Annotated in this window: 27 protein-coding genes and 3 pseudogenes; 14 read left to right on the forward strand and 16 right to left on the reverse strand. The window is 34.0% G+C overall.

Annotation, left to right across the window (positions count from 1 at the left end):
* Window position 1: 1 nt before the first annotated feature.
* The 3 genes and pseudogenes from AC1Q8L_RS01820 to AC1Q8L_RS01830 form a co-directional block, all read right to left on the reverse strand.
* A complete protein-coding gene (locus AC1Q8L_RS01820) occupies window positions 2–385 on the reverse strand; it encodes a thiol-disulfide oxidoreductase DCC family protein (protein ID WP_000634905.1) in 384 nt (127 codons plus the stop codon).
* Window positions 386–388: 3 nt separating this feature from the next.
* Complete coding sequence (locus AC1Q8L_RS01825; RefSeq protein ID WP_000692589.1) at window positions 389–1,516, reverse strand: conserved virulence factor C family protein; 1,128 nt, start codon at window positions 1,514–1,516, stop codon at window positions 389–391.
* A 282-nt stretch (window positions 1,517–1,798) separates the two neighbouring features.
* Window positions 1,799–1,873, reverse strand: a pseudogene (locus AC1Q8L_RS01830) (transposase); the annotation flags it as partial.
* Window positions 1,874–2,012: 139 nt separating this feature from the next.
* Here AC1Q8L_RS01830 and AC1Q8L_RS01835 point away from each other — a divergent pair.
* The gene (locus AC1Q8L_RS01835) at window positions 2,013–2,342 is read left to right on the forward strand and encodes a hypothetical protein (RefSeq protein ID WP_000566285.1); all 330 of its coding nucleotides are present in this window, start codon (window positions 2,013–2,015) and stop codon (window positions 2,340–2,342) included.
* Between the two features lie 272 nt (window positions 2,343–2,614).
* On the opposite strand, the gene AC1Q8L_RS01840 is transcribed toward AC1Q8L_RS01835, so the two are convergent.
* The 5 genes from AC1Q8L_RS01840 to AC1Q8L_RS01860 all read right to left on the reverse strand — a co-directional run bounded on the left by AC1Q8L_RS01840 (window position 2,615) and on the right by AC1Q8L_RS01860 (window position 6,816).
* Window positions 2,615–2,950 carry a single-stranded DNA-binding protein gene (locus AC1Q8L_RS01840; protein ID WP_000982012.1) on the reverse strand — a complete coding sequence of 112 codons (336 nt, stop codon included), beginning with the start codon at window positions 2,948–2,950 and terminating at the stop codon, window positions 2,615–2,617.
* 161 nt (window positions 2,951–3,111) lie between these two features.
* Entirely contained in the window at window positions 3,112–3,366 is a 255-nt protein-coding gene (locus AC1Q8L_RS01845; protein WP_000975133.1) for a DUF4318 domain-containing protein, read from the reverse strand.
* Between the two features lie 103 nt (window positions 3,367–3,469).
* Window positions 3,470–4,201, reverse strand: a complete 732-nt coding sequence (locus AC1Q8L_RS01850; protein ID WP_001260655.1) for a Bax inhibitor-1/YccA family protein — start codon at window positions 4,199–4,201, stop codon at window positions 3,470–3,472.
* 75 nt (window positions 4,202–4,276) lie between these two features.
* Window positions 4,277–6,172 (reverse strand): ABC-F family ATP-binding cassette domain-containing protein, encoded by a 1,896-nt coding sequence (locus tag AC1Q8L_RS01855; RefSeq protein WP_000783192.1) that lies wholly within the window; start codon window positions 6,170–6,172, stop codon window positions 4,277–4,279.
* A complete protein-coding gene (locus AC1Q8L_RS01860; RefSeq protein ID WP_000165961.1) occupies window positions 6,169–6,816 on the reverse strand; it encodes an HD domain-containing protein in 648 nt (215 codons plus the stop codon). Before AC1Q8L_RS01860 ends, AC1Q8L_RS01855 begins: the two co-directional genes overlap by 4 nt.
* 109 nt (window positions 6,817–6,925) lie before the next feature.
* Here AC1Q8L_RS01860 and AC1Q8L_RS01865 point away from each other — a divergent pair, with 109 nt between their 5' ends.
* The 4 genes and pseudogenes from AC1Q8L_RS01865 (at window position 6,926) to AC1Q8L_RS01880 (ending at window position 8,841) form a co-directional block, all read left to right on the forward strand.
* On the forward strand, window positions 6,926–7,663 hold the full coding sequence (locus AC1Q8L_RS01865) for a hypothetical protein (protein ID WP_061660812.1): 738 nt from the start codon (window positions 6,926–6,928) through the stop codon (window positions 7,661–7,663).
* Window positions 7,664–8,108: 445 nt separating this feature from the next.
* Window positions 8,109–8,416, forward strand: a pseudogene (locus AC1Q8L_RS01870) (WXG100 family type VII secretion target); the annotation flags it as partial.
* Window positions 8,396–8,536, forward strand: coding sequence for an RNase A-like domain-containing protein (locus tag AC1Q8L_RS01875; protein WP_234410008.1), 141 nt, complete (start codon window positions 8,396–8,398; stop codon window positions 8,534–8,536). The pseudogene AC1Q8L_RS01870 and the gene AC1Q8L_RS01875, both read left to right, overlap by 21 nt.
* 17 nt (window positions 8,537–8,553) lie before the next feature.
* Entirely contained in the window at window positions 8,554–8,841 is a 288-nt protein-coding gene (locus AC1Q8L_RS01880) for a contact-dependent growth inhibition system immunity protein (RefSeq protein WP_000924767.1), read from the forward strand.
* Between the two features lie 172 nt (window positions 8,842–9,013).
* On the opposite strand, the pseudogene AC1Q8L_RS01885 reads toward AC1Q8L_RS01880, so the two are convergent.
* A pseudogene (locus AC1Q8L_RS01885) lies at window positions 9,014–9,115 on the reverse strand (N-acetylmuramoyl-L-alanine amidase); the annotation flags it as partial.
* On the reverse strand, window positions 9,112–9,387 hold the full coding sequence (locus tag AC1Q8L_RS01890; protein WP_000427801.1) for a stage V sporulation protein S: 276 nt from the start codon (window positions 9,385–9,387) through the stop codon (window positions 9,112–9,114). The gene AC1Q8L_RS01890 and the pseudogene AC1Q8L_RS01885, both read right to left, overlap by 4 nt.
* Before the next feature lie 611 nt (window positions 9,388–9,998).
* On the opposite strand from AC1Q8L_RS01890, the gene AC1Q8L_RS01895 reads away from it, so the two are divergent.
* Window positions 9,999–10,547: a hypothetical protein gene (locus tag AC1Q8L_RS01895; RefSeq protein WP_000536160.1), complete on the forward strand. Its 549-nt coding sequence runs from the start codon at window positions 9,999–10,001 to the stop codon at window positions 10,545–10,547.
* A gap of 155 nt (window positions 10,548–10,702) precedes the next feature.
* Here AC1Q8L_RS01895 and AC1Q8L_RS01900 read toward each other — a convergent pair whose 3' ends face one another.
* The gene (locus AC1Q8L_RS01900) at window positions 10,703–12,304 is read right to left on the reverse strand and encodes an esterase/lipase family protein (RefSeq protein WP_001238730.1); all 1,602 of its coding nucleotides are present in this window, start codon (window positions 12,302–12,304) and stop codon (window positions 10,703–10,705) included.
* Window positions 12,305–12,858: 554 nt separating this feature from the next.
* Here AC1Q8L_RS01900 and AC1Q8L_RS01905 point away from each other — a divergent pair.
* Entirely contained in the window at window positions 12,859–13,698 is an 840-nt protein-coding gene (locus AC1Q8L_RS01905; RefSeq protein ID WP_098311659.1) for an arylamine N-acetyltransferase family protein, read from the forward strand.
* A 96-nt stretch (window positions 13,699–13,794) separates the two neighbouring features.
* On the opposite strand, the gene AC1Q8L_RS01910 is transcribed toward AC1Q8L_RS01905, so the two are convergent.
* Both AC1Q8L_RS01910 and exsG read right to left on the reverse strand, forming a co-directional pair.
* Window positions 13,795–14,004 carry a hypothetical protein gene (locus tag AC1Q8L_RS01910; protein WP_000824207.1) on the reverse strand — a complete coding sequence of 70 codons (210 nt, stop codon included), beginning with the start codon at window positions 14,002–14,004 and terminating at the stop codon, window positions 13,795–13,797.
* 218 nt (window positions 14,005–14,222) lie between these two features.
* Window positions 14,223–14,375 (reverse strand): exosporium protein ExsG, encoded by a 153-nt coding sequence (gene exsG, locus AC1Q8L_RS01915; RefSeq protein ID WP_000395679.1) that lies wholly within the window; start codon window positions 14,373–14,375, stop codon window positions 14,223–14,225.
* 208 nt (window positions 14,376–14,583) lie between these two features.
* On the opposite strand from exsG, the gene AC1Q8L_RS01920 reads away from it, so the two are divergent.
* From AC1Q8L_RS01920 to AC1Q8L_RS01950, 7 genes are all read left to right on the forward strand, one after another.
* Entirely contained in the window at window positions 14,584–15,315 is a 732-nt protein-coding gene (locus tag AC1Q8L_RS01920) for an excalibur calcium-binding domain-containing protein (RefSeq protein ID WP_000996479.1), read from the forward strand.
* Between the two features lie 202 nt (window positions 15,316–15,517).
* Complete coding sequence (ric, locus tag AC1Q8L_RS01925; RefSeq protein WP_000679631.1) at window positions 15,518–16,225, forward strand: iron-sulfur cluster repair di-iron protein; 708 nt, start codon at window positions 15,518–15,520, stop codon at window positions 16,223–16,225.
* A gap of 208 nt (window positions 16,226–16,433) precedes the next feature.
* Window positions 16,434–18,839, forward strand: coding sequence for an NADPH-nitrite reductase large subunit (gene nirB / locus AC1Q8L_RS01930; protein ID WP_025117815.1), 2,406 nt, complete (start codon window positions 16,434–16,436; stop codon window positions 18,837–18,839).
* A 15-nt stretch (window positions 18,840–18,854) separates the two neighbouring features.
* A complete protein-coding gene (nirD, locus tag AC1Q8L_RS01935; RefSeq protein WP_000616683.1) occupies window positions 18,855–19,172 on the forward strand; it encodes a nitrite reductase small subunit NirD in 318 nt (105 codons plus the stop codon).
* A 58-nt stretch (window positions 19,173–19,230) separates the two neighbouring features.
* On the forward strand, window positions 19,231–20,655 hold the full coding sequence (locus tag AC1Q8L_RS01940) for a uroporphyrin-III C-methyltransferase (protein WP_001014974.1): 1,425 nt from the start codon (window positions 19,231–19,233) through the stop codon (window positions 20,653–20,655).
* Window positions 20,652–21,362 (forward strand): sirohydrochlorin chelatase, encoded by a 711-nt coding sequence (locus AC1Q8L_RS01945; protein WP_025117814.1) that lies wholly within the window; start codon window positions 20,652–20,654, stop codon window positions 21,360–21,362. The genes AC1Q8L_RS01940 and AC1Q8L_RS01945 overlap by 4 nt, the downstream gene beginning before the upstream one ends.
* Entirely contained in the window at window positions 21,355–21,828 is a 474-nt protein-coding gene (locus AC1Q8L_RS01950; RefSeq protein ID WP_000282601.1) for a precorrin-2 dehydrogenase, read from the forward strand. Before AC1Q8L_RS01945 ends, AC1Q8L_RS01950 begins: the two co-directional genes overlap by 8 nt.
* A 209-nt stretch (window positions 21,829–22,037) precedes the next feature.
* Here AC1Q8L_RS01950 and AC1Q8L_RS01955 read toward each other — a convergent pair whose 3' ends face one another.
* The 3 genes from AC1Q8L_RS01955 to narK all read right to left on the reverse strand — a co-directional run bounded on the left by AC1Q8L_RS01955 (window position 22,038) and on the right by narK (window position 25,557).
* Complete coding sequence (locus AC1Q8L_RS01955) at window positions 22,038–22,445, reverse strand: STAS/SEC14 domain-containing protein (protein ID WP_232292659.1); 408 nt, start codon at window positions 22,443–22,445, stop codon at window positions 22,038–22,040.
* A gap of 317 nt (window positions 22,446–22,762) precedes the next feature.
* Window positions 22,763–23,680 carry an AEC family transporter gene (locus AC1Q8L_RS01960; protein ID WP_000497496.1) on the reverse strand — a complete coding sequence of 306 codons (918 nt, stop codon included), beginning with the start codon at window positions 23,678–23,680 and terminating at the stop codon, window positions 22,763–22,765.
* Window positions 23,681–24,387: 707 nt separating this feature from the next.
* On the reverse strand, window positions 24,388–25,557 hold the full coding sequence (narK, locus tag AC1Q8L_RS01965) for a nitrate transporter NarK (RefSeq protein WP_000841839.1): 1,170 nt from the start codon (window positions 25,555–25,557) through the stop codon (window positions 24,388–24,390).
* Window positions 25,558–25,593: the final 36 nt, after the last annotated feature.

Below are 25,593 nucleotides of genomic sequence, written 5' to 3' on the forward strand. Positions count from 1 at the left end.
TTTATTTTTTTGTAGGGATTTCACAAACCCCACCGCGGCAATGTCCCACTGGAACAAGTTTTCTATTATTAGCGATATAATCGTATACTTTACTTCCAAAACCAAGTACGATAGATAGCTTTATAAAAGGAACTGCAAACCAATAAGATGGAACGGCCTTTGCTAATACATCTATGCTCTGAATGCCGTCATACCACTTATTATTTTTAAAAATATACAGTCTTTGTTCCATTTTACTTTGTAGTTCTTGAGAAAGCTTATATTTCTCAACTACATCTTCATTTCGAAATGAAACAAATTTCATCTTACCCTTTTTATCTAATTTTTTCGTACGTTCTGCAACGACCGTACACATCGGACACCAACTATCATAGAAAACAATCATACATTATTCCCCTTTACGAGACTCCGTCATTTGTTTCCATACAGAACCTTTTGCTTCTTCTCCGCCTTCAATACGCTCTAATGCTAGACGTGCTTGCATCGCTACTTCAAACTCTGAATCATCTTGCGCTGCTTTTAATGCTGGAATCGCACTTTCATCTCCAAGTTCAAATAAGAACATCGCTGCACGCCAGCGTACTAATTTACTTGGATCTTTCAGAGATTTAATCATAACGAACATCGCTGCCGGATCACCTACATCTGATAAACAATCTCCTGCAGTACGACGAACACTTACAGAGCGATCTAACAACGCTTTATATAATAACGGTAATACTTCATCACCTTTTACCATACCTAAATACGCTGTTGCTAAACGGCGTATTGAAACTTTTTCATCATCTAACGCCATCTTCAACACTGGAATATCTTCTTCAGTAGGATCCATTTGTTCTAATGCTGCAAAACGGTTTTTCCAGTCAGAATCTTTCATCATCTCTTCTGTTACTTTATATGGTTCACGCTTTTGAATCGTTACTTCAACAGCACCTGCTTGATTTAATAATTCTTTAACCGTTTCATTTACACGTTCTTCTGAATAAGCAGCAACAATCTCTTCTACTACTTCTTTCCCGATTTCTTCAAAACTACCGTAACGTGTACTTTGTTCTACCCATTTACGCTCTTTTACAACGTTTGGTGCAGACATTTGTACTTTCATAATTGATTCTTTGAAACGTTCTGGTAAGCCAACGCGTTCTTCCGATGTTCCATCTGTTAACTTTACTTGCATTGGAATTGTAAAGAACATTTGAACAAACACTTTCACTTCTCCAAAATGAGACAGTTGTTGTTCTTCACTTTCTTCCACTACTTCTTCGCCAAAAACAGCACGAACTTGTTGTAATAATACTTTCCAGTCATACTTTGCATTTCGCTCGACTGCTAAAAAGTCAGCTACATGATACACACCTTTAATGCCTTCAATTTTCAAAATTTCTTGCACTTGCATTGGTGCTTGTTCTTTATTTTCATTTGTATAATTATTACGCGCTCCTGATGGTAATACTTCATTCAAAATAACTTTCATTGTATTTGGACTTGGCGTCGGTTCAATTGCTTTAATCTTCACGTAAAAAACTCTCCTTTATTGCGTGTTCTTAGCTGTATTGTAACATGTTATCACTATATACTCCTACTCAGGTGCTTAATTTTACTACTTTCTTCCCGCTACCATACTATTTCATTCTTTTTACATTTCAAATTAGGGATGGGATTTTAAAAGCTTTCGTTTCCGATGATTTTTATTTTTTATCCATTTCTTGAGGCATCGCCATTATTTTTGAAAAAAACACGCTAAGCAAAAAAATATAATAAGCTGTCCATATAGACAGCTTATTTACATATTTTTCGTTCTCGGAAGTTGATCTTGTAGCGCTCTTTCTCGTAATTCACTATGTTTTCCAAAGAAAATAGTGCAAGACAAGGCGATGAATACATTTGCAAAATGACAAAACTGTAAGAATACACGAGTATTTGTAAGAAAGTTCGATGTTTTCCTTTTTCTTTTTTTATTATAGTGAAAAAGAAGAATGAAATATTCTCTTATGTAGGAAAGGAAGATAATAATGATTGATTTATTAAATAAATGGATGTTAGAAAGTACAGGAAATTTCAATATCGTTGTAGGACTTACAGCACTTCTATTTTTGGGTTCAGTAATTGCACTTATTATTATTTACAAAAAAATTGGTAAACCAGATGAAAGAACAACTCCTATTTATTTTAAAATTATTTCTTGTATGTTTACTACTCAAATTCTAATGAATTGCATATTCATTTCTTTAGTTGGTAAAGATATTGAGAATTTCCGTCAAATCTTTATATTATTTGAAGCCTTTGTATTCTTCGTTGGAGCTATTTATTCGTTTAAATTATATAGACAAGAATTTAAATAATTCACTTGCAAGAAACAATAAAAAGGAGGATTCCTTACTCTCAGAAGGAATCCCTTTTTTATTTTCTATCACTCGATTCATCTTTTTATACATTCCTATACTGTGATGGGTTTTACGGTTCTCGATTGTTACTGGATTAGCCGAAAAACGTAATAAAATTTTGTATACTCTTTACTTGTTTTCCAAAAAAAAGCTGGCGGTACTCCTTCTTTAAGTTTATTAAAATACTTTCCACAATTTTTTCCGTAGCTATTACTTAAAATCACCTTTTATTACGATGCCCCCTCCCGCCTTCTCTCCAAAAAGGTAATACTCTCAATCACAACTTCAGTTCTATATATTCTCTTGCCTTGTTCATCATCGTAATTACTCGTCTGAATACGCCCTGTAATCCCAATAAGTGATCCCTTCTTACAATATTCAGTTACATTCTCAGCCGATTTTCGCCAAACGACACAATTAATAAAATCGACTTGTTGTTCACCTAAACTATTTCGAAATCCTCTATTCACCGCAATACATATTCTTGCATAAGCAACGCCTTGTTTTGTGTAGTATAATTCTGGCTCCTTTGTCAATCTACCGATTAATACAACTCGATTCATCATAAGTTATACCACCTCACATATTTTTCTTCATTGTAAGGAGAAGTATTTGAATAGTAAAAAGCACAAAATGATATATCCGTAAGTAAAAAGTATTATTTTAGACCTTACAAAACAAAAAAAGAAACCATACATAGTTCAAACATGTATGGTTTCAAAATTTATTACACTTCAGTACAAGATATGTAATATCCTCCGCGAGCCATCTTTATTTCAGCACGGTACATTACATTTTCTAAGTAAAAAGTAATCGGTTTAACTTTACTCTCAAATTTTAGTCTTTCATTGCATTCAGTTGCATATCCTTCAATCGCTGAAGTAATAACTTCTGATGATGGATACGTTAAAGCTTCATCTAGTTCTATGAAAAAACTTTTAGAAAATAGTTTTTTCATAATCCCCTTCTTCTCTTTCATCATATTCCATCTCCTTAAATTCAAGTTGACAATATCCATATTATACCATACATTCAATATATCTTTGAAAATAAAAAAACCTGCATTTTTCATGCAGGTTTTTTTATTAGTCATTTTTCGTAAAGTAAGAAACGAAACGAAGAATTTCTAAGTATAACCAAACTAGTGTAAGCATTAGTCCCATTGCAGTGTACCACTCCATATATTTCGGAGCTTGACTACGTACACCATTTTCGATTAAATCGAAATCTAGTAATAAGTTTAATGCAGCAACTACAATAACAACTGCACTAATAATAATACCGATTGTACCACCTTGGTGAATGTATGGAACAGTTACACCAAACATATTTAGTAGGAATACGACTAAATACATAACCATAATTCCGAGTGTTGCTGCCATAACGCCTGTACGGAATTTATCCGTTACTTTTACTACGCGTGTTGCATATAACACTAACATTGCAAATAGAATTGAGATTGTTAGTAATACAGCATTTAAAACGATAGAATCGCCAAATTTCATTGTATAAACTGCTGAAATACTTCCTAACACAACCCCTTCTACCGCCGCATAGATTGGTGCACCAAAAGGTGAAATACGCGGGAAGAACATAGACGCAAATGCGATGATTGCCGCAACGATTAAAGCACCAATTAATACTGGCATCTTCATCGTCCCCTGCATCATCTGTATGTATGAATAGACAGACGTTGCAAGTAGCAAGATAAGCATAATGAACGTTTTGCCTACTGTTCCGCCAATCGTCATCGCAGAAGCGCTTGCTCCCTCTTTACGGAATGCCTCTTTTTTCAACATTGGATTAGATGTTCTCATTTTTTCCCTCCTAAAATAGGTTCTACCAATAGTGTAAAGTTTTTCTCTTTACTTTTCAATATATGCAGCTTGTTTTTATTTTAATCCTTCAACCATGTCTGATAGTTCACTCCATCTTTCCATCTTTTTTTCTAGCTCTTCTTCTGTTTTCTGCTGTGCTTCAGATAATTCTTGTGCCTTTGTGAAGTCAGATCCAACTTTCGCAAGTTCTTCTCCAATTGACTCAATTTTTTCTTCAAGTTCGGCAATTGTATCTTCAATCGTTTCCCATTCACGCTGCTCATTGTATGAAAGTTTACGTTTACGTTGTTGTTTTGGAGCTTCTTCTACTACTTTTTTCTCTTTTTGAACTTCCGCTTTCTCCATAAGTTCTCTCGTTTTTTCCATTTCTAAATAATCTGTATAACTACCTAGGAACTCACGCACTTCGCCTCCGCCAGTAAAGATGAACAGTTCATCTACTACTTTATCTAAGAAGTAACGGTCATGCGATACAGTTAAAACGACACCTGGGAAATCTTCTAAATAATCTTCTAGTACTGTTAATGTTTGTGTATCTAGATCATTCGTAGGTTCATCAAGTAAAAGTACGTTTGGTTCTCCCATTAAAATACGTAATAAATATAAACGTCTTCTTTCACCACCAGATAGTTTACCAAGCGGTGTACCATGTGAATGAGTCGGGAATAAGAAACGTTCTAACATTTGAGATGCACCAATTACTTTTCCATCTGTTGTATGAATAACTTCTGCAATCTCTTTAATGTATTCAATCATACGCTGATTTAAATTCATCTCTTCATTTTCTTGCGTATAATAAGCAACTTTTACAGTTTGCCCAACTTCAATTTCACCACTATCAGGAGATAACTTACCTGCAAGCATATTTAATAGCGAAGATTTCCCGCTTCCATTCGCTCCAATAATTCCGATGCGATCGCCTGGTTTCACGATATGATTAAAGTTGTTTAATACCGTTTTATCACCAAATTTTTTCGTCACATCTTTTAACTCAAGTACTTTTTTCCCAAGACGGCTACCGCTAAGTGCAATATCAACTGACTGTTTTGCAGCTGGCCCTTCTTGGCCCTTTAGCTCATCAAATCGTTGAATACGTGCCTTTTGCTTTGTTGAACGGGCTTTTGCACCGCGGCGGATCCATGCTAGTTCGCGGCGATATAAGTTTTGACGTTTTGATTCTTGCGCAATTTCTTGTTCTTCACGAAGTGCTTTCGCTTCTAAAAACGTACTGTAATTCCCTTCATAACTATACAGTTTTCCATTATCTAATTCGAAAATACGATTCGTCACACGATCTAAGAAATAACGATCATGGGTTACAAGTAATACTGCGCCATTATATCGAGCTAAATATTCCTCTAACCATTCCACTGTCTCATGATCAAGATGGTTCGTAGGCTCATCTAAAATTAATAGATCCGGTGTTTCAATAAAACATTGCGCCATCGCAATACGTTTTTTCTGTCCACCAGATAAATTTCCAACAGTTGCAGTGAAGTCCGTAATTCCTAATTTCGTTAAAAGAGATTTCGCATTTGCATTTGCTTCCCATGCACTCATTGCATCCATACGTTGCTGCACTGCAAATAATTGTTCCTGTACTTTTTCATTACTTGGATCTTTTTCAATATGTAATAGCGCCTTTTCATACTCACGAAGAAGACGAATTAAAGGAGTATCACCATGGAAGACTTGCTCTAGCACTGTTAGTTGTTCATCAAACTCTGGTTGCTGTGATAAATAACTAATTGTATACCCACGAGAATGAGTCATATCACCTGTATCAGGAATTTCTGCCCCTGCAATAATTTTTAATAACGTCGATTTACCAGTTCCGTTTACACCGATAATTCCGGCACGGTGTCCTTCTGCAATACTAAATGATAATCCATCAAATAACGGTTTTTCTCCATATGATTTTGATAAGTTTTCCACAGTTAACATTTTCATATTTGTGCATTCCACTCTTTCATAAATTGTTCAATAAACTGTTCCATATAACGATGACGAACTTCCGCCTCTTGTTTTGCTGCGTTCGTGTTCATTAAGTCTTTTAATTTCAAAAGTTTTTCATAAAAATGATTTAAAGATGGATCGTTATTTTTTCTATATTCATCTTTCGTCATCACTTCACGCGGAGGAATAGTTGGATCATACATTAATCTCCCTTTCGCTCCACCATACGCAAATGTGCGAGCTATTCCAATTGCTCCAAGGGCGTCTAAGCGATCCGCATCTTGAACAAGCTTCCCTTCAAGTGAATCCACTTTACCGCCATGACCACCTTTATAAGACATATTGGCGATGATATGAAGAACATGTTTACTTTCCTCTTCTTCCACATGTAACTCTTCTAACCAATCAGAAACTTTTTTCATTCCTTCTTCTTCACTTTCATTTAACTTCTCATCTGCCACATCGTGAAGTAATGCTGCCATTTCAATTATAAAACGATTTCCCCCTTCTTGCTCGGATAAAGAAATCGCCAGTTTATGTACGCGTTCAATATGATACCAATCATGCCCACTCGCATCTTTTTCTAAAATATGTTTTACAAAAGTAATTGTTTTTTGAATCTTTTCTTGTTTTGTCATTTTATCTTCACCCAGTTACTTATTGTAACACGCCCGCATTTTTTCATCACATATTTTCTTGTCCGCCCATACACTGAGTGGTAAGCATCATCATGAAGGAGGAATAAATATGTTCTATAATAATCAACCGCCTTATCCAAGGCAACCATTTTACCCTCAACAACAAGAACAAAGATACACAGAACAATACGAAGAACAAGAGTTACAACAGCAAGAACAACAATATGACGAAAACCCATATGCAACAACGCAAAATCAAGAAACTGAATTTCAACAAAATCCATATGAAACACGTCCAAATTATGAATATCCTCAAAATCCATATGCGGTACCACAAAACCAAGAACAACCATATCAACAAAATCCATATGCAGCACCACAAAACCAAGAACAACCATATCAACAAAATCCATATGCAGCACCACAAAACCCATACACAACTCAACCACAACAACCGCAATACCAACAACAAATGTATCAACCAAACTACGACGCACGTGTCTCACCACCTAAACCACCAACAATAGATCCAACGCAGCCACAAATTTTACCGCCAGGACCAACATTAGACATTACACAACCACAAATCTTACCACCTGGACCAATTACTGAACCAACACAACAACAAATTCAACAAGTTGTCGGTACACAGTTTTTACCTTTCAAGAAACCCGTACTAGATTTCGTAAAACCATGGGTAGATTACGGTTTAAATGAAGCAAAACATACATCACACGAACACGCATTAACAGAAGTTGCTGCGATTATGTTTTTAGTTGGTAAAGGCTTCAATCCGACGATTGCTCATTATATCGTAGAATCTTGGGAGAAGAATGAACAGTTTTAGGGTTGTTTATTTTATGTTCAGAAAAACTATAAAAGCGTCGCAAATGCCTGTTATACAAGCATTTGCGACGCTTTTTATTTGTTATATTATATTCTACTTCAAAAGGGTATTTCATATTTTTTCACATGTTTTTATATTATTTGTGAGCAAAATGTGAGCAAATAATAACCTTTTAATTAAACTGTATTAGATCCCCTTGATAAATAAACATTCCCCTTCCATTTGTTGAACTTGTGTTCTAAATATATCCTCTTAATTCATCAAGTTTTAAAGTGCGCTAAAAACGTTGATTTATCAAACTTTTATAAAAATGATATTTCATAGTGATTCATCACTTTTTTTATTTTGTGGGTAAATTGCGGGTGGGGTTGTGGGTGCCCCCACAAAATATAAAACTAAATGAATTAGGCCTGTTTTATTTTTCCATCTGTTCTTTCCTATATCAAAGGCATTAGGTGACTGGGAAACTTGGAAAGGTATAGGCTACACTGTTACCCATTTAGATAAAGCTTTACCTGCTATGTGGGATGCATTATCAGATTCTTTTAAGAAAGATGTGATAAATGGAGATGCAGAAACCCGCGCAAGATGGGGATCGTATGCTTTAACACAAATTGGATTAGGTCTTATTGGGGGGATAAAGGAGTCAGTAAAGCTGCAAAGCTAGCGCAAGGTGCTAAATTCTCTCAAGGTATCTCAAAAGCTGGACAAATATTGAGCAAAGGCGATAATTTGGCTTTCTCAGGTGGTAATGAAATAATTGGTAGAGGAATTCAAAGAGGTTCTACGACAATTGAGGAAATGACCAATGCTAAAATTATTTTAAAGAAAGATGCAAATGGAAAATTTATTTTAACTGGCTATCCAAATTAATAAATAGGAGGATAAATATGTTATTAAAACACAATCCAAAAGATGAAATTTATCAATTCCTAGCAGGAAACTTTCATCAAGATTCTTTCTATGAAGAGGTAATTCAAGAACTAATAGAAGAGGAATACAAAGAATATATACAAAATGCTATTATTTTCTTAACTAAATTTATTCAAAGTGATTACAGTAAGGAAGAAAAAAATAGATATATAAAAGAAGCTGCAGATGGAATATATTTTGAGGGATTAAAAGTAACACCTTTAGAATGGTTAGAACACACCGTTGATTTATTAAAAAAAGGATAAAAAATACAATGTATGAAAAATGTTAACAAATCAGAATATGAAATGTCTGTAAACTTAAAAAATGTTAAGTTAATTGAAGAGAAAAAAACTATATAGGGATTTACACTAGATAGCGATTATTAATTACAACAAATAAAAGCAGAACCTGATGAGAGTTCTGCTTTTATAATTTTCATTTTGCATACACATAAGCAGGATTAGCAGTTACATAGTATGCTTTGCTTTTACTGTTGTGAACTTTGTATTGATACGAACCATTCACAATTACTTTTAAGACCTTTTCTTTCTAGGGCCTACAATTAATTTAATCGCTGTTCTTTCTTCATTATTGATAGAAATCTCTTGAAACGCTGGAACAAAAGCTAAGTCAATACCACTTGGAGCGACGAACCCTCTTGCAATCGCAATTGCTTTAATCGCTTGATTTATAGCTCCAGCCCCAATCGCTTGAATTTCCACATTACCACTTGTTCTTAGTACACCCGCTATTGCACCCGCGACTGAATTTGGGCTTGATTTTGAAGATACCTTTAATATATTTTCCATGTAAGTTGCTCCTTCTATTATTTAATCTCTCTTTCGTTACAATTTTAAATATTTTAGCGTATCTTTAATTACTATTCACACCAAAAACAAACGATGCTTCATATGTACATTTATTCTATATTTTCTGACTTCTTCCTGCCCAGCTACACAAATAAAAAAATAAACTAAATAATCTAATATACATACGATTAAATATCATAACTTCACCAAACGATAACATCCAAACAGCAAAAGATAATATTGCTGTTTGTCAGACGAAATTAATATAGTAAAGTGAAACTTTACTCAGTGGGGGTTTTGTTCATCCCCCAACTAACTTCTTTGCTTTCACTGAATTTTGAGATGGGGGTCTTACTGCCCGGAAAATAGCGGGATAAACTTTTCCTCGTTACTTTAATCCATTTAGAAATCCCATTCATTTTTCTATCAAATTATGAACCTTATCATCTTCAAAAAGTGTTACAGGTAATACCCCAATACTATATTTCATCATTTGAGCACTTTCTATTCTAAATCTATCTCCTTTTATAGTACAAGCATACACGCCAATTGTGATTCATTTTCATAAACTATTATGTGTTTTACATTTATTAAGAATAGGAGGTAATATATTGGGTTCATACTATCATTCTTCAAACTCGTATAAAAAATGCTCATGTAAATCTTCTTCCAGTTCAAATAAAAAATGTTCATGTGACCATTCAAATAAACGAAGCTGTCCTGCATACGGAACTTTTTGGCAAACTGAATTTATAACTGTTCCTTTTGGAAACCCTTTTCCATTTAATCACGTTGGACCTTTAGCTGGAGGCGTTTCCTTACTAAACCCTACTACTATACAATTTAGACAAGCTGGTGATTATAGAGTTTCGTTCATTTCCAGTATTAATACTACTTTAAATCCTGTATTTCCACATATCCCAGTCATAACTATATTTTTAAATAACAATCCACTTGCTAATAGTCAAGGTGACTTCGCTATTCAAATGAATACTTCATCAAATAACGAATGTCTTCAACTCGTTGGCGAAACGATTGTTACAGTGCCAGCTAATTCAACTCTTCAACTTAGAAATAATAGTGGCTTTAATCGTCAAAGTATTGTAACTTGTGACAATGGTATAAATTCAGTTGAATTAACAGTTACAAAACTAAGTTAATATTATTTCTTCACATTCAGATGCTATTTCAGCATCTTTTTTTATTGAATAACAGTTTTCTTCGACTTTTATTATCTCTCATCACGCAAAAAAAGTGCAGAATTCTTTCTAACACAAGATTTCTGCACTTTTATATTATGCTTATTTATTCTTCCTTATTTCTCTACATAAACCGACTTAACAATCGTACGATTATATGGTTTTCCTTCTTTATTCATCCCTTTTATATCCATCGTAACGTTATATACTCCCGGTTGTTTTATATCTTTCAAAGCACCTGTAAATGTATTCGTATTAACATTTTGTAATTCATTAAATTCAGAGACTAACTTACCTTCTTTATTAACGACTCTTACTGTTATGGATAGATCCCCTTTCATTTCAGGTGCCACTGGTGATTTTTTCAGTTTATACTCAGGTTTATTTACTTTAACCTTTGTAGGCATTTGAAGAACAAATGGCGCGTCATTCTTGTAATCGCTTACAACTAAATATGCATCTTTCGACTGCTTCGCCATCATTTTGATTTTCCATTCGCCTACTTCCAATTTATCAAACTTGAATGTTCTAATTGTCGCTCCATTAAAGAAAGATTCGCCTTCACCAGTAGTTATAGCGCTATCTTTGTTTGCATAGATTTTTCCTTTTGGAGATACCATTTGTACTTCTACATCAGAAGAAGCAGTTAGTACAGAAACTATTCCTTCAGCCTTTTTATCAACAGAAATACTTTGCTCTATCCACTGATTTTGTGGTAATTCGCCTCCTAAAATATTTTGATTTGAAGTTGTATTTAATTGTTCTAGATTTTCATTTGAACTAGTGCTGGATGCTACTAAAGCTGGTAATCCCACATTTGTCGTACGTAAATATGGTTCAATTCGTGCAAAAACAGCTGATCCTTTTCTTATATTGTCATGATCAAATCTGGAATCTGTAAATAAATGTGTACCGTACGATAGCTTCGCACTCCATTCATTTACTAGTCCATCATTTGAACCGTACGACGATAAATATAACCCGCCCATAGATAATGCAGAAAATGTTGGCCCCCAGCTAGTCCCAGTAGCCGTATAGTAACGGTTTAATTTAGCTGCTGGGTTGTTATCTATTGTTGAACGAAACTTTGCCATTTCACCTATTTGTAACGAATACGTACCATCATCTTTTTGACCTAATATAGAAGCAAGCCACCCTGCCCACCAACTATATGATAAATCTGCTAAATTTGAGCCGTGATGCGGTGTAGCAAGTGTAATAACATTTCCAACAAATCGATTCGCACCATATTCAACTAATGCGGCTTGTGTATCAATACCACCTTTACTATGCGCTACAATATTAACTTTTTTACCGAAATGATTATATATTTCTTCAAGTTTTTGTGCTAACAATTTTCCGTTATCCCACTGACTAGCCGAACCTTTCCCAGCAGCATCATACAATTGTATAAACACTGTTTGATAGCCTGCTTTTAAAGCATAATCATACATATCATTTATATCATGATATACTGTCTTTCCATACCAACTATCAGCATTACCATTTCTTCCTTGTACAAAGAGAATTGGCGGTTTATTCTCATCATAATTAGCAGGTTTTTGGCCTAAAAACCATTCTCCAGGTGTGAATACTTCTGTGTCAGGAAACCCCTTTCCAAGCTCTTTTACAACTTCTGCCTGTACATTTGTGCTAATCGTTGGAGCCATGATAAAAAATACAATTAGTAAGACCACAAATCTTCTCATCAGTCGCATATTACTCCCCCTATTTTTTTGAAAGAAGGTGTTCTTTATAATATTTTTATATTTTCCCTTCCTTAATAATAGCTAATCTTTTATTTTAAAAAGATGTTAGCCCTATTTTTAGAAGGTTACTAGTTGTGTACCCTCTTCCTTAACTCTCGTTATTCTCTTTGTTTCTACCTCTTCCTTTTGATAGAATACGACAAAAAAGTTTCTCAATAATTGTTAACTTCGCTACATCCAGATATTTTTTAAATCATTATTGTTTATATAAAGCATACAAATCTTGAAAAAATTTTAGTAAAAAAACATTTTATTACTAGTTAGTTATTTAAAAATATAATAAAGATATGTACTTTCTTTTCATTAAATACAAACTAATTTTAAAGGAGCTTATATTATAAGACTTTCCTACGATTAAAAATTAAACTGAAATTTCAGAATATAAGATCACATTTCCAGAAATATATATTATGATAATTTCCGCGCACTTGAATTAACTTTTTAGAAGTACTAACCTATCGGTGAGCAGAAGAAAATTCTGTAAAAAGAAAGGAGAATACTTTATGATGACTAATTTACAAAAGGAGTTTTTTAAACGCTTAAAAATTCCTGCAAAAGAAATAACATTTGATGATTTAGATGAAATTCTCTTAAAAATGGGAATGATTCTCCCCTATGAAAATCTTGATATTATGGCTGGTACTATTAAAAATATCTCAAAAGATAACTTAATAGAAAAGTTACTTATTCAAAAACGAGGTGGACTTTGTTATGAATTAAACTCCTTATTGTATTATTTTTTAATTGATTGTGGGTTTCAAGTATACAAAGTAGCCGGTACTGTTTATGATCTGTACGATAATAAATGGAAACCCGATGATGGTCATGTCATTATCATATTAAGTCATGAGGATAAAGATTATGTTGTGGATGCAGGTTTTGCATCTCATCTCCCTTTACGTCCAGTACCTTTTAACGGAGAAGTCATCTCCTCTCAAACAGGAGAATATCGAATTCGTAAGCGAAATACTCGAAAAGGTACGCATATTTTAGAAATGAGAAAAGGAGCTAACGGAGAATCTACAAGTTTCTTACAATCTGAACCTTCAAACGATTGGAAAATAGGCTATGCTTTCACTGTAGATCCAATAGATGAGAAAAAAGTGAATAATATTCAAAAAGTGATTGTAGAGCATAAAGAATCTCCTTTTAATAAAGGAGCTATCACTTGTAAATTAACTACTTATGGTCACATATCATTAACAAATAAAAATTATACAGAAACCTTTAAAGGCACCAAAAATAAACTACCAATAGAATCTAAAGATTATGCTCGCATTCTTCGTGACTCTTTTGGAATAACGCAAGAGAAATATGTAGGAAAAACACTAGAAAGAGGCTAGTTGACTACAAGTATTTCATAATAAAGCAGATTCTATATTTAGAATCTGCTTTATTTTATATTTTGTTATAAATTAATTTAATTTTGTTGTTACCCTTTAATTTTCAATTATATATTCATCATCATATTTATCGTATTGTAACCCTTTCCCTATCTTTGATTCTGTAACTTGATCTCTTAAAAACGGTGCAGCATCCATTTTGCTAGTTGCAATTTCAATTCCATATTTTTTCGTTAAATGAGCTAACTCTATTAAAAACCACTCTCTTCGCAATGTAACTGGAATATCCAATGTTTTTCTTTTCATATATAATAGCACCTCTTTTATTTTCATAGCTTAAAAACATCACTGGATGCACTTATTAAAACTACCTTTCACCTCTAACATCCAATGAAACATTATAGTATATGCATGTCCATTTCAAACGTGCTATCACAAATATGATATTTAAGTTTACATAATTATATTATGTAATAGTAGAAAAGGAAGGCATGTCCCTCCCCCTTCTACTATAGAGATTTAAATTAAGAACATCTTGGTACACCTAAAGCTAAAAATAAACCTGCTACTCCCGCAGTAATCGGTACTTTTAACGTAATAACATCGTCTACCTTCGTTACTAAAAAGTAAGCATTACCTTCTTGTAATATACAAGTTACTAACAATTGAAATTCCATTCAAATCTCCTCCTTTCAATCGATATACTATAATTTATGAAATATCTTTCAAAAAGTAATAGGAAATATATCTATTTTTCTCTATATACAAAATAATCGTTTATAAGTCTAGTAAAAATATTAATTTTCTAAATTTATATAAAACGTGTAATATCCAATAAGTTCCTATATAATCAATAAGAAAAATCTTACAAATGCAGGTATGAAAATGGCGATTTTGAGTAATATTGGTGCAGCTTTATTTTCTATTGCTTTTATTCTTTTAATCTTATGTATCATTTCATTCTTTAAGAAAAATGGAAAAGCAAAACAATATGGATGTCCTACCGTTATTCTTTTTATGATTTCTATTATATTAATAACGACCGGTACAACAAAATCGGAACACCCCGTCGTCGAGTTTTTTTCTACTTTAAGTTTCATTCTATTTATATTCTTCCTTGTTATAGCAATCTTATCTGTAATTAAGAAAACAGGTGTAGCGAAAAAACAATTTATTATTACAGCCGTATTATTTGTCATTTTTGTTGCGCTATTAGTTATTTCAGCTCCTTCTTCTGAAAAAACGACAGCAACTAGTACAAAAGTTGCCTCTAACAATGAAGAACAAAAAAATAGCGAACAGAAAAAAGAGCTAGAAAAGAAAGAGGCGGACGAAAAAACTCAAAAGCAAGAAGAACAAAAACGACAAGCTGATGAACAAGCTCGTAAACAACACGAAGAACAAAAACGTCAGGCTGACGAACAGGCTCGTAAACAACAAGAAGAGCAAAAAGCACAGCAAACTCAAACACAACCCGCTTCAGGAAATACTAGTAGTGCATACTACAAAAATTGTGCTGCAGTTAGAGCGGCTGGGAAAGCCCCTTTACATAAAGGACAACCAGGTTATGACTCACATCTTGATCGTGATGGCGATGGAGTTGCATGCGAAAAATAGTAATAAAAAAGAAGCTTCTAGTAAGCTTCTTTTTTATTATCAGAAACTATTACGACAAATTCCCCTCCCACTTCCTTTTATAAAATTCATTTTATTATCCTTAAAACTGACACATAATAAGTGATTTCAATCACCACATTGATTTTCATTTATCGCTATTCTTAATTTAGTTATTACATTCAAACTTTATGGAGGCGTTCATATGAAACATGCATTTACTGAAACTTCTATTGTCGGTGAGATCGTTACACAATTCCCGAAAGCTAGTGATCTTTTTAAATCATATAGAATAGACTTTTGTTGTGGTGGTAATAAACCACTTATTGATGCAATTCATGAAAGAAATTTATCAGCAACAGAAGTACTTACAGAATTAAATACACTTTATAATAATACGAAACGATTAAATGAATCTGAAATTGATTGGAAAAATGCTTCTTATCGTGAATTGATTGATTATGTTATAAATAAGCATCATCGCTATTTAAATGAAGAATTACCACAGTTAAGTCCGTATGTGACGAAAGTATTACGCGTCCACGGAGCAAGTCAGCCTCACTTAGCTCAAATTCATAAGCTATTTCACGAATTAAAGATGGAATTAGAACAACATTTAATTAAAGAAGAAACAGAAGATTTTCCATTAATTTTAGAATTTGAACAAAATCCAATTGAAGAAAACTATGTGAATTTACGTAAAGTAGTAGATAAGTTGGAAAATGAACATAACCACGCAGGCAACATTATTAAAGAGCTTCGTAAAGTTACAAATGACTTTACTCCTCCAGAAGGAGCTTGCGGCACTTATCGACTTGTTTACCAACGCCTTGAAGCACTAGAGTCTGATTTATTTGAGCATATTCATTTAGAAAATAACATTTTATTTCCACGTGCAATTACGAGAGTATAAATCAAGTGCAGGACATGAGTATACATACTTATGTCCTGTTTTTTCATTTGGTAAAGAATATACACATCCCTCTCGAATAAATCCGAATTTTAACAATTTGTGAATCATTATAAAAATGTGATAAATATCACATCTCCCCTTTTTTGGATTTTCTATAATAGAAATATAATCCTTTGTTCAACATTTCACAGAAAAAGGGGAAACGAAAATGAAAAAACGTTTAGTTATGATCGGAAATGGTATGGCTGGAATACGCTGTATGGAAGAAATATTAAAACATAATAGTGATTCATATGAGATTACTATTTTGGGAGATGAACCGCATCCAAACTACAATCGCATTATGCTCTCTCACGTTTTACAAGGCAAAACAAATATGCAAGATATCATTATGAATGAATACAGTTGGTATGAAGAAAACGAAATAACTTTATATACAAACGAAAGAGTTCAAATTATTAACCGAGAAGCAAAAATCATTATCACAGAAAAAAATCGTACTCTTACATATGACAAACTCATTATCGCAACAGGTTCTAGTGCTTTTATTTTACCTGTTGAAGGTTCTACTCTTCCTGGTGTAACAGGATTTCGAACAATTGAAGATACACAATTTATGATAGACACCGCTAAAGAAAAGAAAAAGGCCGTTGTTATTGGTGGTGGGTTACTTGGTTTAGAAGCCGCAAGAGGTCTTATTGACTTAGGGATGGACGTACATGTTGTTCATTTAATGCCAAACTTAATGGAGCAGCAACTAGATACGAAAGCAGCTTCTCTATTACGCGAAGATTTGGAAGCGCAAGGCATGAAATTTCTAATGGAAAAGAAAACTGTAAAAATTCTTGGTACAGACCATGTTGAGGGCATTCAATTTGAAGATGGTGAAGTTGTAGATTGTGATTTAGTCGTAATGGCTGTCGGAATACGCCCAAATACGCAAATAGCAAAAGATGCTGGTTTAATTGTAAATCGCGGTATTGTAGTCAATGACTATATGCTAACAAATGATGAGTCCATTTATGCAGTTGGAGAATGTGCAGAGCATGACGGTATCGCATATGGACTTGTTGCTCCTCTTTATGAACAAGGTGCGATATTAGCAAAACATATAACAAATTTACAAACTGATGGATATTCGGGCAGTATCGTCGGTACGCAATTAAAAGTTGCAGGTTGTGATTTATTCTCTGCTGGTCAAATTTATGAAGATGCTCAAACGAAAGCAATATCAATCTTTGATGAATGTAAACGTTCCTATAAAAAAGTATTAATTCGTGACAATAAAGTCATCGGTATCGTTTTATATGGTGACACAGCTGACGGAACACGCCTCTTTAGCATGTTAAAGAAAGAAGAAGATATACAAGAATATACAGCCGCTTCTCTTCTTCACAAAGCTGGTGAAGAAAGTGAACTTAACGTTGCTACTATGAGTGCTGATGACACGATTTGCGGATGTAATGGTGTTACGAAAGGTACAATCGTTCACGCCATTTTAGAACAAGAGTTAACGACTTTTGAAGAAGTTAAAGGCTGTACGAAAGCCGCAGGGTCTTGTGGTAAATGTCGTCCGCTTGTGGAACAAGTTTTATCTCATACACTTGGAGATGCTTTTGATGCCTCAGCGCAATCTGCCGGTATGTGTGGATGTACACCTTTATCCCGTGATGAAGTCGTAGCGGCCATTCACGAGAAAGGCTTAAAATCTCCAAAAGAAGTACGAAATGTTCTTGGTTTTGCACATGAAGACGGCTGTTCGAAATGCCGCCCTGCTTTAAACTACTATTTACGTATGGCGATTCCAGAAGAATATGAAGATGATAAATCGTCCCGTTTCGTTAATGAAAGAATGAATGGTAACATCCAGCACGATGGTACATTCTCTGTTATTCCACGTATGTACGGAGGCGTTACAACAGCAGACGATTTAATGAAAATTGCTGAAGTTGCGAAGAAGTATGATGTTCCACTTGTGAAAATTACCGGTGCAAGCCGAATTGGCTTATACGGTGTCAAGAAACAAGATTTACCTAACGTATGGGCTGACTTAAATATGACTTCTGGATATGCGTATTCAAAATCTCTTCGTAATGTAAAATCATGTGTTGGCTCTCGTTTTTGCCGTTTCGGTACGAAAGATTCATTAGGACTTGGTATGTTGCTTGAACAATCATTAGAAATGGTAGATACACCTCATAAAATGAAAATGGGTGTAACTGGTTGTCCGCGTAACTGTGCGGAAGTACTGACGAAAGATTTTGGCGTTGTTTGTGTCGAAAATGGATATCAACTTTGTATTGGCGGAAATGGTGGCACAGAAGTACGTGAAGCTGATTTTGTAATGATTGTCCCTACTGAAGATGATGTCCTTCGCATCGCTACAGCTTACATGCAATATTATCGTGAAACTGGTATTTACGGAGAGCGTACTGCCTACTGGACAGAACGTTTAGGCTTCGATCACATAAAAGAACTACTGCAAGATGCAAATATGGTTACTACGTTAAATGAACGTTTCCAAAAAGCTCGTGGCACATATAAAGAAGCATGGGGACAAGCACTAGAAACGAAATCATTAAAAGCGATGTATGAAGTAGAAACTGTGAAATAAGGAGCTGTGACCTATATGATACAAACGAAAGAAAAAATAAAAGTTATGCGTGCAGAAGACCTTCCTATTCAAATCGGTAAAGAGGTGCAAATGAAAGGTATGTCTTTCGCCCTATTCCGCCTTTCAAATGGCGATATTCGAGCTGTAGAAAATCGTTGTCCTCATAAAAACGGGCCATTAGCGGAAGGTATTGTATCTGGAGAATTCGTCTTTTGTCCACTACATGATTGGAAAATTTCACTACTAACAGGTGAAGTTCAAAAACCTGATGACGGTTGTATTCAAACGTATGAAGTAGAAGTTATTGACGGAGATATTTATATATACATGTAATTTACAAAAGGAAGCCTCCCCTGGCTTCCTTTTAAATAAAAATAGACGAGGTGCGAATATGAACGGATATGTATATTTAGTTGGTGCAGGACCAGGTGATGAAGGGCTTATTACAAAAAAAGCGATAGAGTGCTTAAATCGTGCAGATATCGTCTTATATGACCGCTTATTAAACCCTTCCTTTCTTAATTATACAAAAGAAACATGTGAACTTATTTATTGCGGAAAAATGCCAAAGAATCATACTATGCGTCAAGAAATGATTAACTCACACCTCCTTCAATTTGCGAAAGAAGGAAAAATCGTAGTCCGCTTAAAAGGCGGAGATCCATCTATTTTTGGCCGTGTTGGTGAAGAAGCAGAAACTTTAGCATCAGCAAATATTCCATATGAAATTGTACCAGGTATTACATCTAGCATCGCCGCTAGTATCTATGCAGGTATTCCCCTCACCCACCGTGACTACAGTAATAGTGTCACTTTATTAACCGGACATGCAAAAGGTCCTTTAAGCGATCATGGAAAATATAATTCATCTTACAATAGCGACACGATTGCCTACTACATGGGTATAAAAAACTTACCTACAATTTGTGAAAACTTACTACAAGCAGGAAAAAAAGAAGATACGCCAGTAGCAGTCATTGAATGGGGTACAACTGGTAAACAGCGCGTTGTCACAGGGACACTGTCTACCATTGTTTCTATTGTCAAAAACGAAAATATTTCTAATCCTTCTATGACAATTGTTGGTGATGTCGTTTCCTTACGTAATCAAATCTCTTGGAAAGAACGCAAGCCATTGCACAGCAAGAAAATTTTATTTGCATCTGCAACAAATAAAAAAAGCGCAATAAAGCAAATGTTACAAGAGTCCGGTGCAGAAATATATCAAATTCCAACTTTCAAAAAGAAAGAATACACATTAACCTCTGAACAAATCAATAAGATTTTTAACGTTGATCGTCTTGTATTTTGTTCCGCTGACAGTGTAGACATCTTAATGCAATCATGCAGTAAATATCATAAAGATATTCGTTCCTTACAGGCAGAACTTCAGTATATGAACCTTTCTATTCAAGAAAAGCTCATGCAATATGGATTGTTCAGTAAACCTGCGCAATTTTCTTCGAATTCAACGATTTATTTAGGACGAAACATTAACCGAATTGCTGTTATTCAAGAAAAAATTGGTGCTGGTTCCTATATGATGACTCATGAGTACACAATTGATCATCGCTTCGATGAAATTCATTCACGTATTCTTTCTGAATTCTCATGGGATAGCATTGTATTTGAAGGTCGTGCTTCTATTGATACGTTTCTAGCAGAAATAAAACGCCTTGGCTTTATCAATATTCTTACTCTCCCATTCTCGTATACCGACGTTCCAACTTTACACTATGCAAATAAAGTTGGGTTTCATAACGTAGATCATCAATTACAAGAAACTCTTATGAAGAAAGACATGGTGAGACAATGAAAGGAATTGTATATGTTGGACATGGGAGCCGGCTACAAGAAGGTAATGAACAATTCATTCAATTTATTCAATCTGTTATGAAAGAGCGAAACGAAAGAATTCAAAAAATAGCTTTTCTAGAACTAACGACACCTACTATTTCGGATGCAGTTACAGAAACGATAATAGAGGGAGTAACTGAAATAATGATTGTACCTGTTTTATTATTTGCAGCAGCTCACTATAAACGTGATATTCCTTTTGAAATAGAGCAACTACAAAAGAAATATCCACAAATAACATTTTCAGTTGTACCTCCTTTTAGTACACATCCACATATGGTGGAACTTGTAGTGAAAAGAATACGTGAAGCTATGTCAATGCAAAATAGTAGTATTTTACTCGTAGGACGAGGCAGTAGTGATCCACAACCGATACATGAATTACAACAAATCAGAGCAGCTGTCGAACAAAAACTTGGTATGCCAGTATCCTGTTCCTTTTTAACGAAAGGAACTCCCTCTTTTGCTGCTGAGCTCAAGGCTATAACATCGACTGCGTCCCATGTATATGTCATGCCGTATCTTCTCTTTACCGGATTATTACTTCAAAAAATTAAATTGCATACAAAAAAATATGATCACGTTACGACTTGTAACTGTCTTCAGTTTGATACATACATGAAGTTAACATTATTAGAACGAATGGAGGAATGCATATATGTATAACATGTACCCTCTTATGTTTAATCTACAAAATAAAGTGGTCGTTATCATTGGTGGAGGTAAAATTGCATATCGAAAAGCGTCTGGATTAAAAAATACAGGTGCTTTCGTCACTGTTGTCAGCCCAGAAATTTGCGAGGAAATGAAGGAACTTTCTTATATTACTTGGAAGCAAAAAACTTTTAGTAATGATGATATTAAAGATGCTCATCTTATTTATGCAGCTACAAATCAACATGCTGTAAATATGATGGTCAAACAGGCCGCTCATGATTTCCAGTGGGTTAACGTTGTAAGTGGTAGTACAGCATCATCTTTTCACACACCTGGTGTCATTCGAAATGATGAATATGTTGTCACTATTTCAACTTCAGGTAAGGACCCATCGTTTACGAAGCGCATGAAGCAAGAATTAACATCTATACTTCCTAAACTTATAAAAAAACTTTCTCATACTCGCAAATTGTAATCTATCACTCAGCTAAAATAGTAATTAACTTTGAACAAACGTTTTTAGAGGCGTTTGTTCTTTTTGCTTTAGTTTCGTTTTTTAGGCTCAGACAAGCAATTGGACAAGAATCTGTGAAGAAAAATAACGGTGTTGGAAGCCTGGAAACAACGTCAACAATTACGGACATAAAAAACAGTTGCTTGAGAGCAACTGCTTCAATATAGGTTTTATATTGGATATTCATTCAACCAAATTAGCGCTTGTTCATAATCATCAAAAAATCTCACAGATTCTTTCGTATTAGATTGTTGTAAATAATCCATTATCTCCCCCTCTTCAAGGAGAAATGCAATTGCCTTACTGTGATTCAAAATGGTTTCATTGAAAAACTTCTCTTTCCATACTTTTTGAACAGAAAAATGATTTGGCGTGTATCCTTTTCTATCCACCAACAATTTGTATTTCCGCCCTTCGGAAATGAATTGCTGACAAACCTGCTCGAAACCATTAAACCATTCATACACATCATCTGTTTTTATATTACCAACTAGATGGGTAACAATTATATCTCCTGAAACTGTTGTGCTGATATTCTGTTTACTCAACTTGGAATCATCCCCCTTATTTACAATAATACGGAAAAACTACATGGAATCAATAAAGATAAAATTCTTACTTGACGCTCCCCCATCACTATCAACCTAAGCTCATGTAACGTCAATTATAAGCGAGATTATGTCTTTTTTCGCAAATCTATATGTAGATGCTTTAAAGATTTACATACGAAATAACCCCTAATGAGGTTCCTTTTTTTGAATTAAGCCACTTGATTATCAGACATAGTACAATTGTAAACGACACTCAATATATTTAAGACTGTTTTCTTCTCATATCGATGGGATTTCCGTCCATCATTTACCACCTCAAATCTATTCGTTTTTTGCACGTACATTCAAAACAAAATATATGACAAATAAATAACGACAGTTACTGTAATAATGCTGAAAAGTGTTGAAAATAAAACGATTTGTGCATGTAATTCAGGTTCTATTTGATACTCCATAGCAATGGTTGATGTATTTCTTGACGTAGGAAAAGAACTTGCAATAAATAATGATTGTGCAACAATACCATCCATGTTTAGTAGATATATCATAGCAAGTGCTAATAATGGTCCCATCAGTAACCTTCCAATTAAAGCCCATGTTATGACTCGATGGAAAAAATTAAGCTTAATGTTGGATAATTGTGCCCCTAGCAATATGAGTGCTATTGCAACAAAACCATTCGCAAGCTGATTAAGAGGAATAAAGATAGAATTAGGTATTTGAATTGTAAAAGATTGAAAGAAAACCCCTAATACGAGTGCATGAAATACAGGCAGTCTTAGAAATGATTGAATAATACCTCCGATTGTTTTTGTTGCTGATAGTAAGTTATATATCCCATATGAATAAGTTAAAAGATTCTGGAAAATAACAATAAAAATTTGAATGGAAACCCCCACTGGATTGTGACTGAAAATCAATTGACTTACTGGTAACCCATAATTACCGGAATTCATTAACGAAATGCTATTTTTTAGAGCTGCACTTTCTCCTTTTTCTAACTTTAATATTTTTGAAATGAAATGACTTACTATGATCAGACTCAGACTATAAAGCATTAAATAGTATATTATCTGGAGCAACAAACCTGTTTCTATACGAATATCATATATATTCACAAATACAGCCGCTGGCATCAAGCAATAAGTAATAAGTGTAGATAGCTGCTTTAAGTTAAATTGAAACTTTCTTTGTAAGATTGCACCAATTAGCATCAATATTAATATTGGTAATATCACGTCTAATATAATAAAAACAAACATGTAAAACCTCATTCCAAATATATTATAGTTGGATTAAACTCTTTACTAAATATGGACCACATTTATTTCGTCTGAAAACACCCTCAGTTCTTAATAATCAGAAAACTTAAATCAATAATATGAAAATGCTCATCAAAAATTCTTATTTCATTTCCCTCCCCTCTCTTTTCTTTAACATATCAAATATAACTCATAAAGAAAATTATGGATTGTTTATACAAATTCATAATTTTATCTTATCAACCTAAACGGTATTTTTTATTTATAAGTATTCTTTTTCACAATATCCATTAGCCTTACCAAAAAATCTGGCCCTAGAAAAATCTGATACTGCAGTTACTATGCGAAGAATACTTACATCAATTCCATACTTGTCGCTTAAAACACCTAACATACCTGATACTTGTTTATCTTGAGTGGACTTATATTTTTTTCATCTAAACATCCCGATTCAATTAAATATTTGCATTCTAAAAATGAGTTCGATCTTTAGAATAGATTTAAGATTTCCTTCACTAATCTACCCTTTAATTGAATAACTTTTGACTTCTATATTTTAAAATAAAATTCCATAAACCTTCTGTTTTTCATTTTAAAAACACATTCTTTTAGAAAACGAGCGTTTGTTGAGATAGCAATAAAAACATGTTGAAGCCTATTACAAAAAGAACCATCCCAAAATACTTTGGGATGGTTCTTTTTCCTTATTAATGATTCTTTAACATCACTAACAATTTCTCTTGGCTATACATCCATACTGTAATGATTAAACAAGCAAGTGCGACTTCTGATAACGCCATAAATCCAATTGCATAATGACCTGTTAATTGGAATAGTAACGTTAAAATTAGCGGTGGGAAGAATCCTCCTAGTCCACCTAAAGCTGATACGAGACCATTTACAATACCAGCTTGTTCTGAGAAATACATTGGAACGAGTTTAAAGATTGTACCATTACCTATACCTGCACAAAATGCGACTAGTAGGCAACCAAATGTATACACGTTCATGCTAGGCATAAATGATAAAATAATACCTGAAAGTGTTAAACCGATAAATACAAAGATTAATATTTTAAATGGATTAAACTTATCACCGAGCCAACCACCAATTGGGCGCATAATTGTTGCGAGTACGATGAATCCAGCTGTCCGCATACCTGCATCTACTTTCTCTAATCCGAAGTGAGATACTAAAAAGTTTGGTAAGTATACGGTAAATGCGACAAATGATCCGAATGTTAAAAAGTAAAAGATACATAAAAACCAAAGTTTTTCATTTTTATATACACCTTTTATTTGTTCCATTAATGGTGTATTCACCTTTTTCTCTTTACGATCGCCTAATAAAAAATTCATAAGTGCAAATGCTGCAAGTAAAACCAAATAACATTGTACTGTCGCTCTCCAGCCAACTGAAGTTGCGATAACAGGCGCTAAAAATGAAGTAATTGCTGTTCCGGCATTACCTACACCGTAAATACCATTTACAAAACCGTGACTCTCTTTCGGAAAGTATTTTGGTAAAGAAGTTACCCCTACAGAGAATACAGCACCACCGATTCCGACAAATAATCCACCAATAATTAAATCCATCATAGAATTGGCAACACTAATATAAAAGACAGGAAATAATAATAAAATAAAACTAATAAAGAATAATTTTCTTGCTCCGAAACGATTTGTCCAATAACCAATTGGAATGCGAAGAACAGAACCTAAAATAACCGGTACTGCTGTTACCATAGAAATTTGTCCCGCAGTTAATGGAATATCCGCTTTAATATAAGGCATTAATGATGATAAAATGACCCATACCATAAAACCGATAACTAGATTAGAAGTTTGTAAAATTAATTGAAAATTAGGACTTTTCATCCTGTTCCCTCCTATGTATGCATAGTTATATTTATT

This window comes from Bacillus sp. GW823-FHT06A11, from assembly GCF_058795355.1.

What these genes read in the sequence shown, in the direction of transcription:
- AC1Q8L_RS01820 (WP_000634905.1), bottom strand. Translation starts at nt 385, where the DNA reads ATGATTGTTTTCTATGATAGTTGGTGTCCGATGTGTACGGTCGTTGCA.
- AC1Q8L_RS01835 (WP_000566285.1), top strand. Translation starts at nt 2,013, where the DNA reads ATGATTGATTTATTAAATAAATGGATGTTAGAAAGTACAGGAAATTTC.
- AC1Q8L_RS01840 (WP_000982012.1), bottom strand. Translation starts at nt 2,950, where the DNA reads ATGATGAATCGAGTTGTATTAATCGGTAGATTGACAAAGGAGCCAGAA.
- AC1Q8L_RS01845 (WP_000975133.1), bottom strand. Translation starts at nt 3,366, where the DNA reads ATGATGAAAGAGAAGAAGGGGATTATGAAAAAACTATTTTCTAAAAGT.
- AC1Q8L_RS01850 (WP_001260655.1), bottom strand. Translation starts at nt 4,201, where the DNA reads ATGAGAACATCTAATCCAATGTTGAAAAAAGAGGCATTCCGTAAAGAG.
- AC1Q8L_RS01855 (WP_000783192.1), bottom strand. Translation starts at nt 6,172, where the DNA reads ATGAAAATGTTAACTGTGGAAAACTTATCAAAATCATATGGAGAAAAA.
- AC1Q8L_RS01860 (WP_000165961.1), bottom strand. Translation starts at nt 6,816, where the DNA reads ATGACAAAACAAGAAAAGATTCAAAAAACAATTACTTTTGTAAAACAT.
- AC1Q8L_RS01865 (WP_061660812.1), top strand. Translation starts at nt 6,926, where the DNA reads ATGTTCTATAATAATCAACCGCCTTATCCAAGGCAACCATTTTACCCT.
- AC1Q8L_RS01880 (WP_000924767.1), top strand. Translation starts at nt 8,554, where the DNA reads ATGTTATTAAAACACAATCCAAAAGATGAAATTTATCAATTCCTAGCA.
- AC1Q8L_RS01890 (WP_000427801.1), bottom strand. Translation starts at nt 9,387, where the DNA reads ATGGAAAATATATTAAAGGTATCTTCAAAATCAAGCCCAAATTCAGTC.
- AC1Q8L_RS01900 (WP_001238730.1), bottom strand. Translation starts at nt 12,304, where the DNA reads ATGCGACTGATGAGAAGATTTGTGGTCTTACTAATTGTATTTTTTATC.
- AC1Q8L_RS01905 (WP_098311659.1), top strand. Translation starts at nt 12,859, where the DNA reads ATGATGACTAATTTACAAAAGGAGTTTTTTAAACGCTTAAAAATTCCT.
- AC1Q8L_RS01910 (WP_000824207.1), bottom strand. Translation starts at nt 14,004, where the DNA reads ATGAAAAGAAAAACATTGGATATTCCAGTTACATTGCGAAGAGAGTGG.
- exsG (WP_000395679.1), bottom strand. Translation starts at nt 14,375, where the DNA reads ATGGAATTTCAATTGTTAGTAACTTGTATATTACAAGAAGGTAATGCT.
- AC1Q8L_RS01920 (WP_000996479.1), top strand. Translation starts at nt 14,584, where the DNA reads ATGGCGATTTTGAGTAATATTGGTGCAGCTTTATTTTCTATTGCTTTT.
- ric (WP_000679631.1), top strand. Translation starts at nt 15,518, where the DNA reads ATGAAACATGCATTTACTGAAACTTCTATTGTCGGTGAGATCGTTACA.
- nirB (WP_025117815.1), top strand. Translation starts at nt 16,434, where the DNA reads ATGAAAAAACGTTTAGTTATGATCGGAAATGGTATGGCTGGAATACGC.
- nirD (WP_000616683.1), top strand. Translation starts at nt 18,855, where the DNA reads ATGATACAAACGAAAGAAAAAATAAAAGTTATGCGTGCAGAAGACCTT.
- AC1Q8L_RS01940 (WP_001014974.1), top strand. Translation starts at nt 19,231, where the DNA reads ATGAACGGATATGTATATTTAGTTGGTGCAGGACCAGGTGATGAAGGG.
- AC1Q8L_RS01945 (WP_025117814.1), top strand. Translation starts at nt 20,652, where the DNA reads ATGAAAGGAATTGTATATGTTGGACATGGGAGCCGGCTACAAGAAGGT.
- AC1Q8L_RS01950 (WP_000282601.1), top strand. Translation starts at nt 21,355, where the DNA reads ATGTATAACATGTACCCTCTTATGTTTAATCTACAAAATAAAGTGGTC.
- AC1Q8L_RS01960 (WP_000497496.1), bottom strand. Translation starts at nt 23,680, where the DNA reads ATGTTTGTTTTTATTATATTAGACGTGATATTACCAATATTAATATTG.
- narK (WP_000841839.1), bottom strand. Translation starts at nt 25,557, where the DNA reads ATGAAAAGTCCTAATTTTCAATTAATTTTACAAACTTCTAATCTAGTT.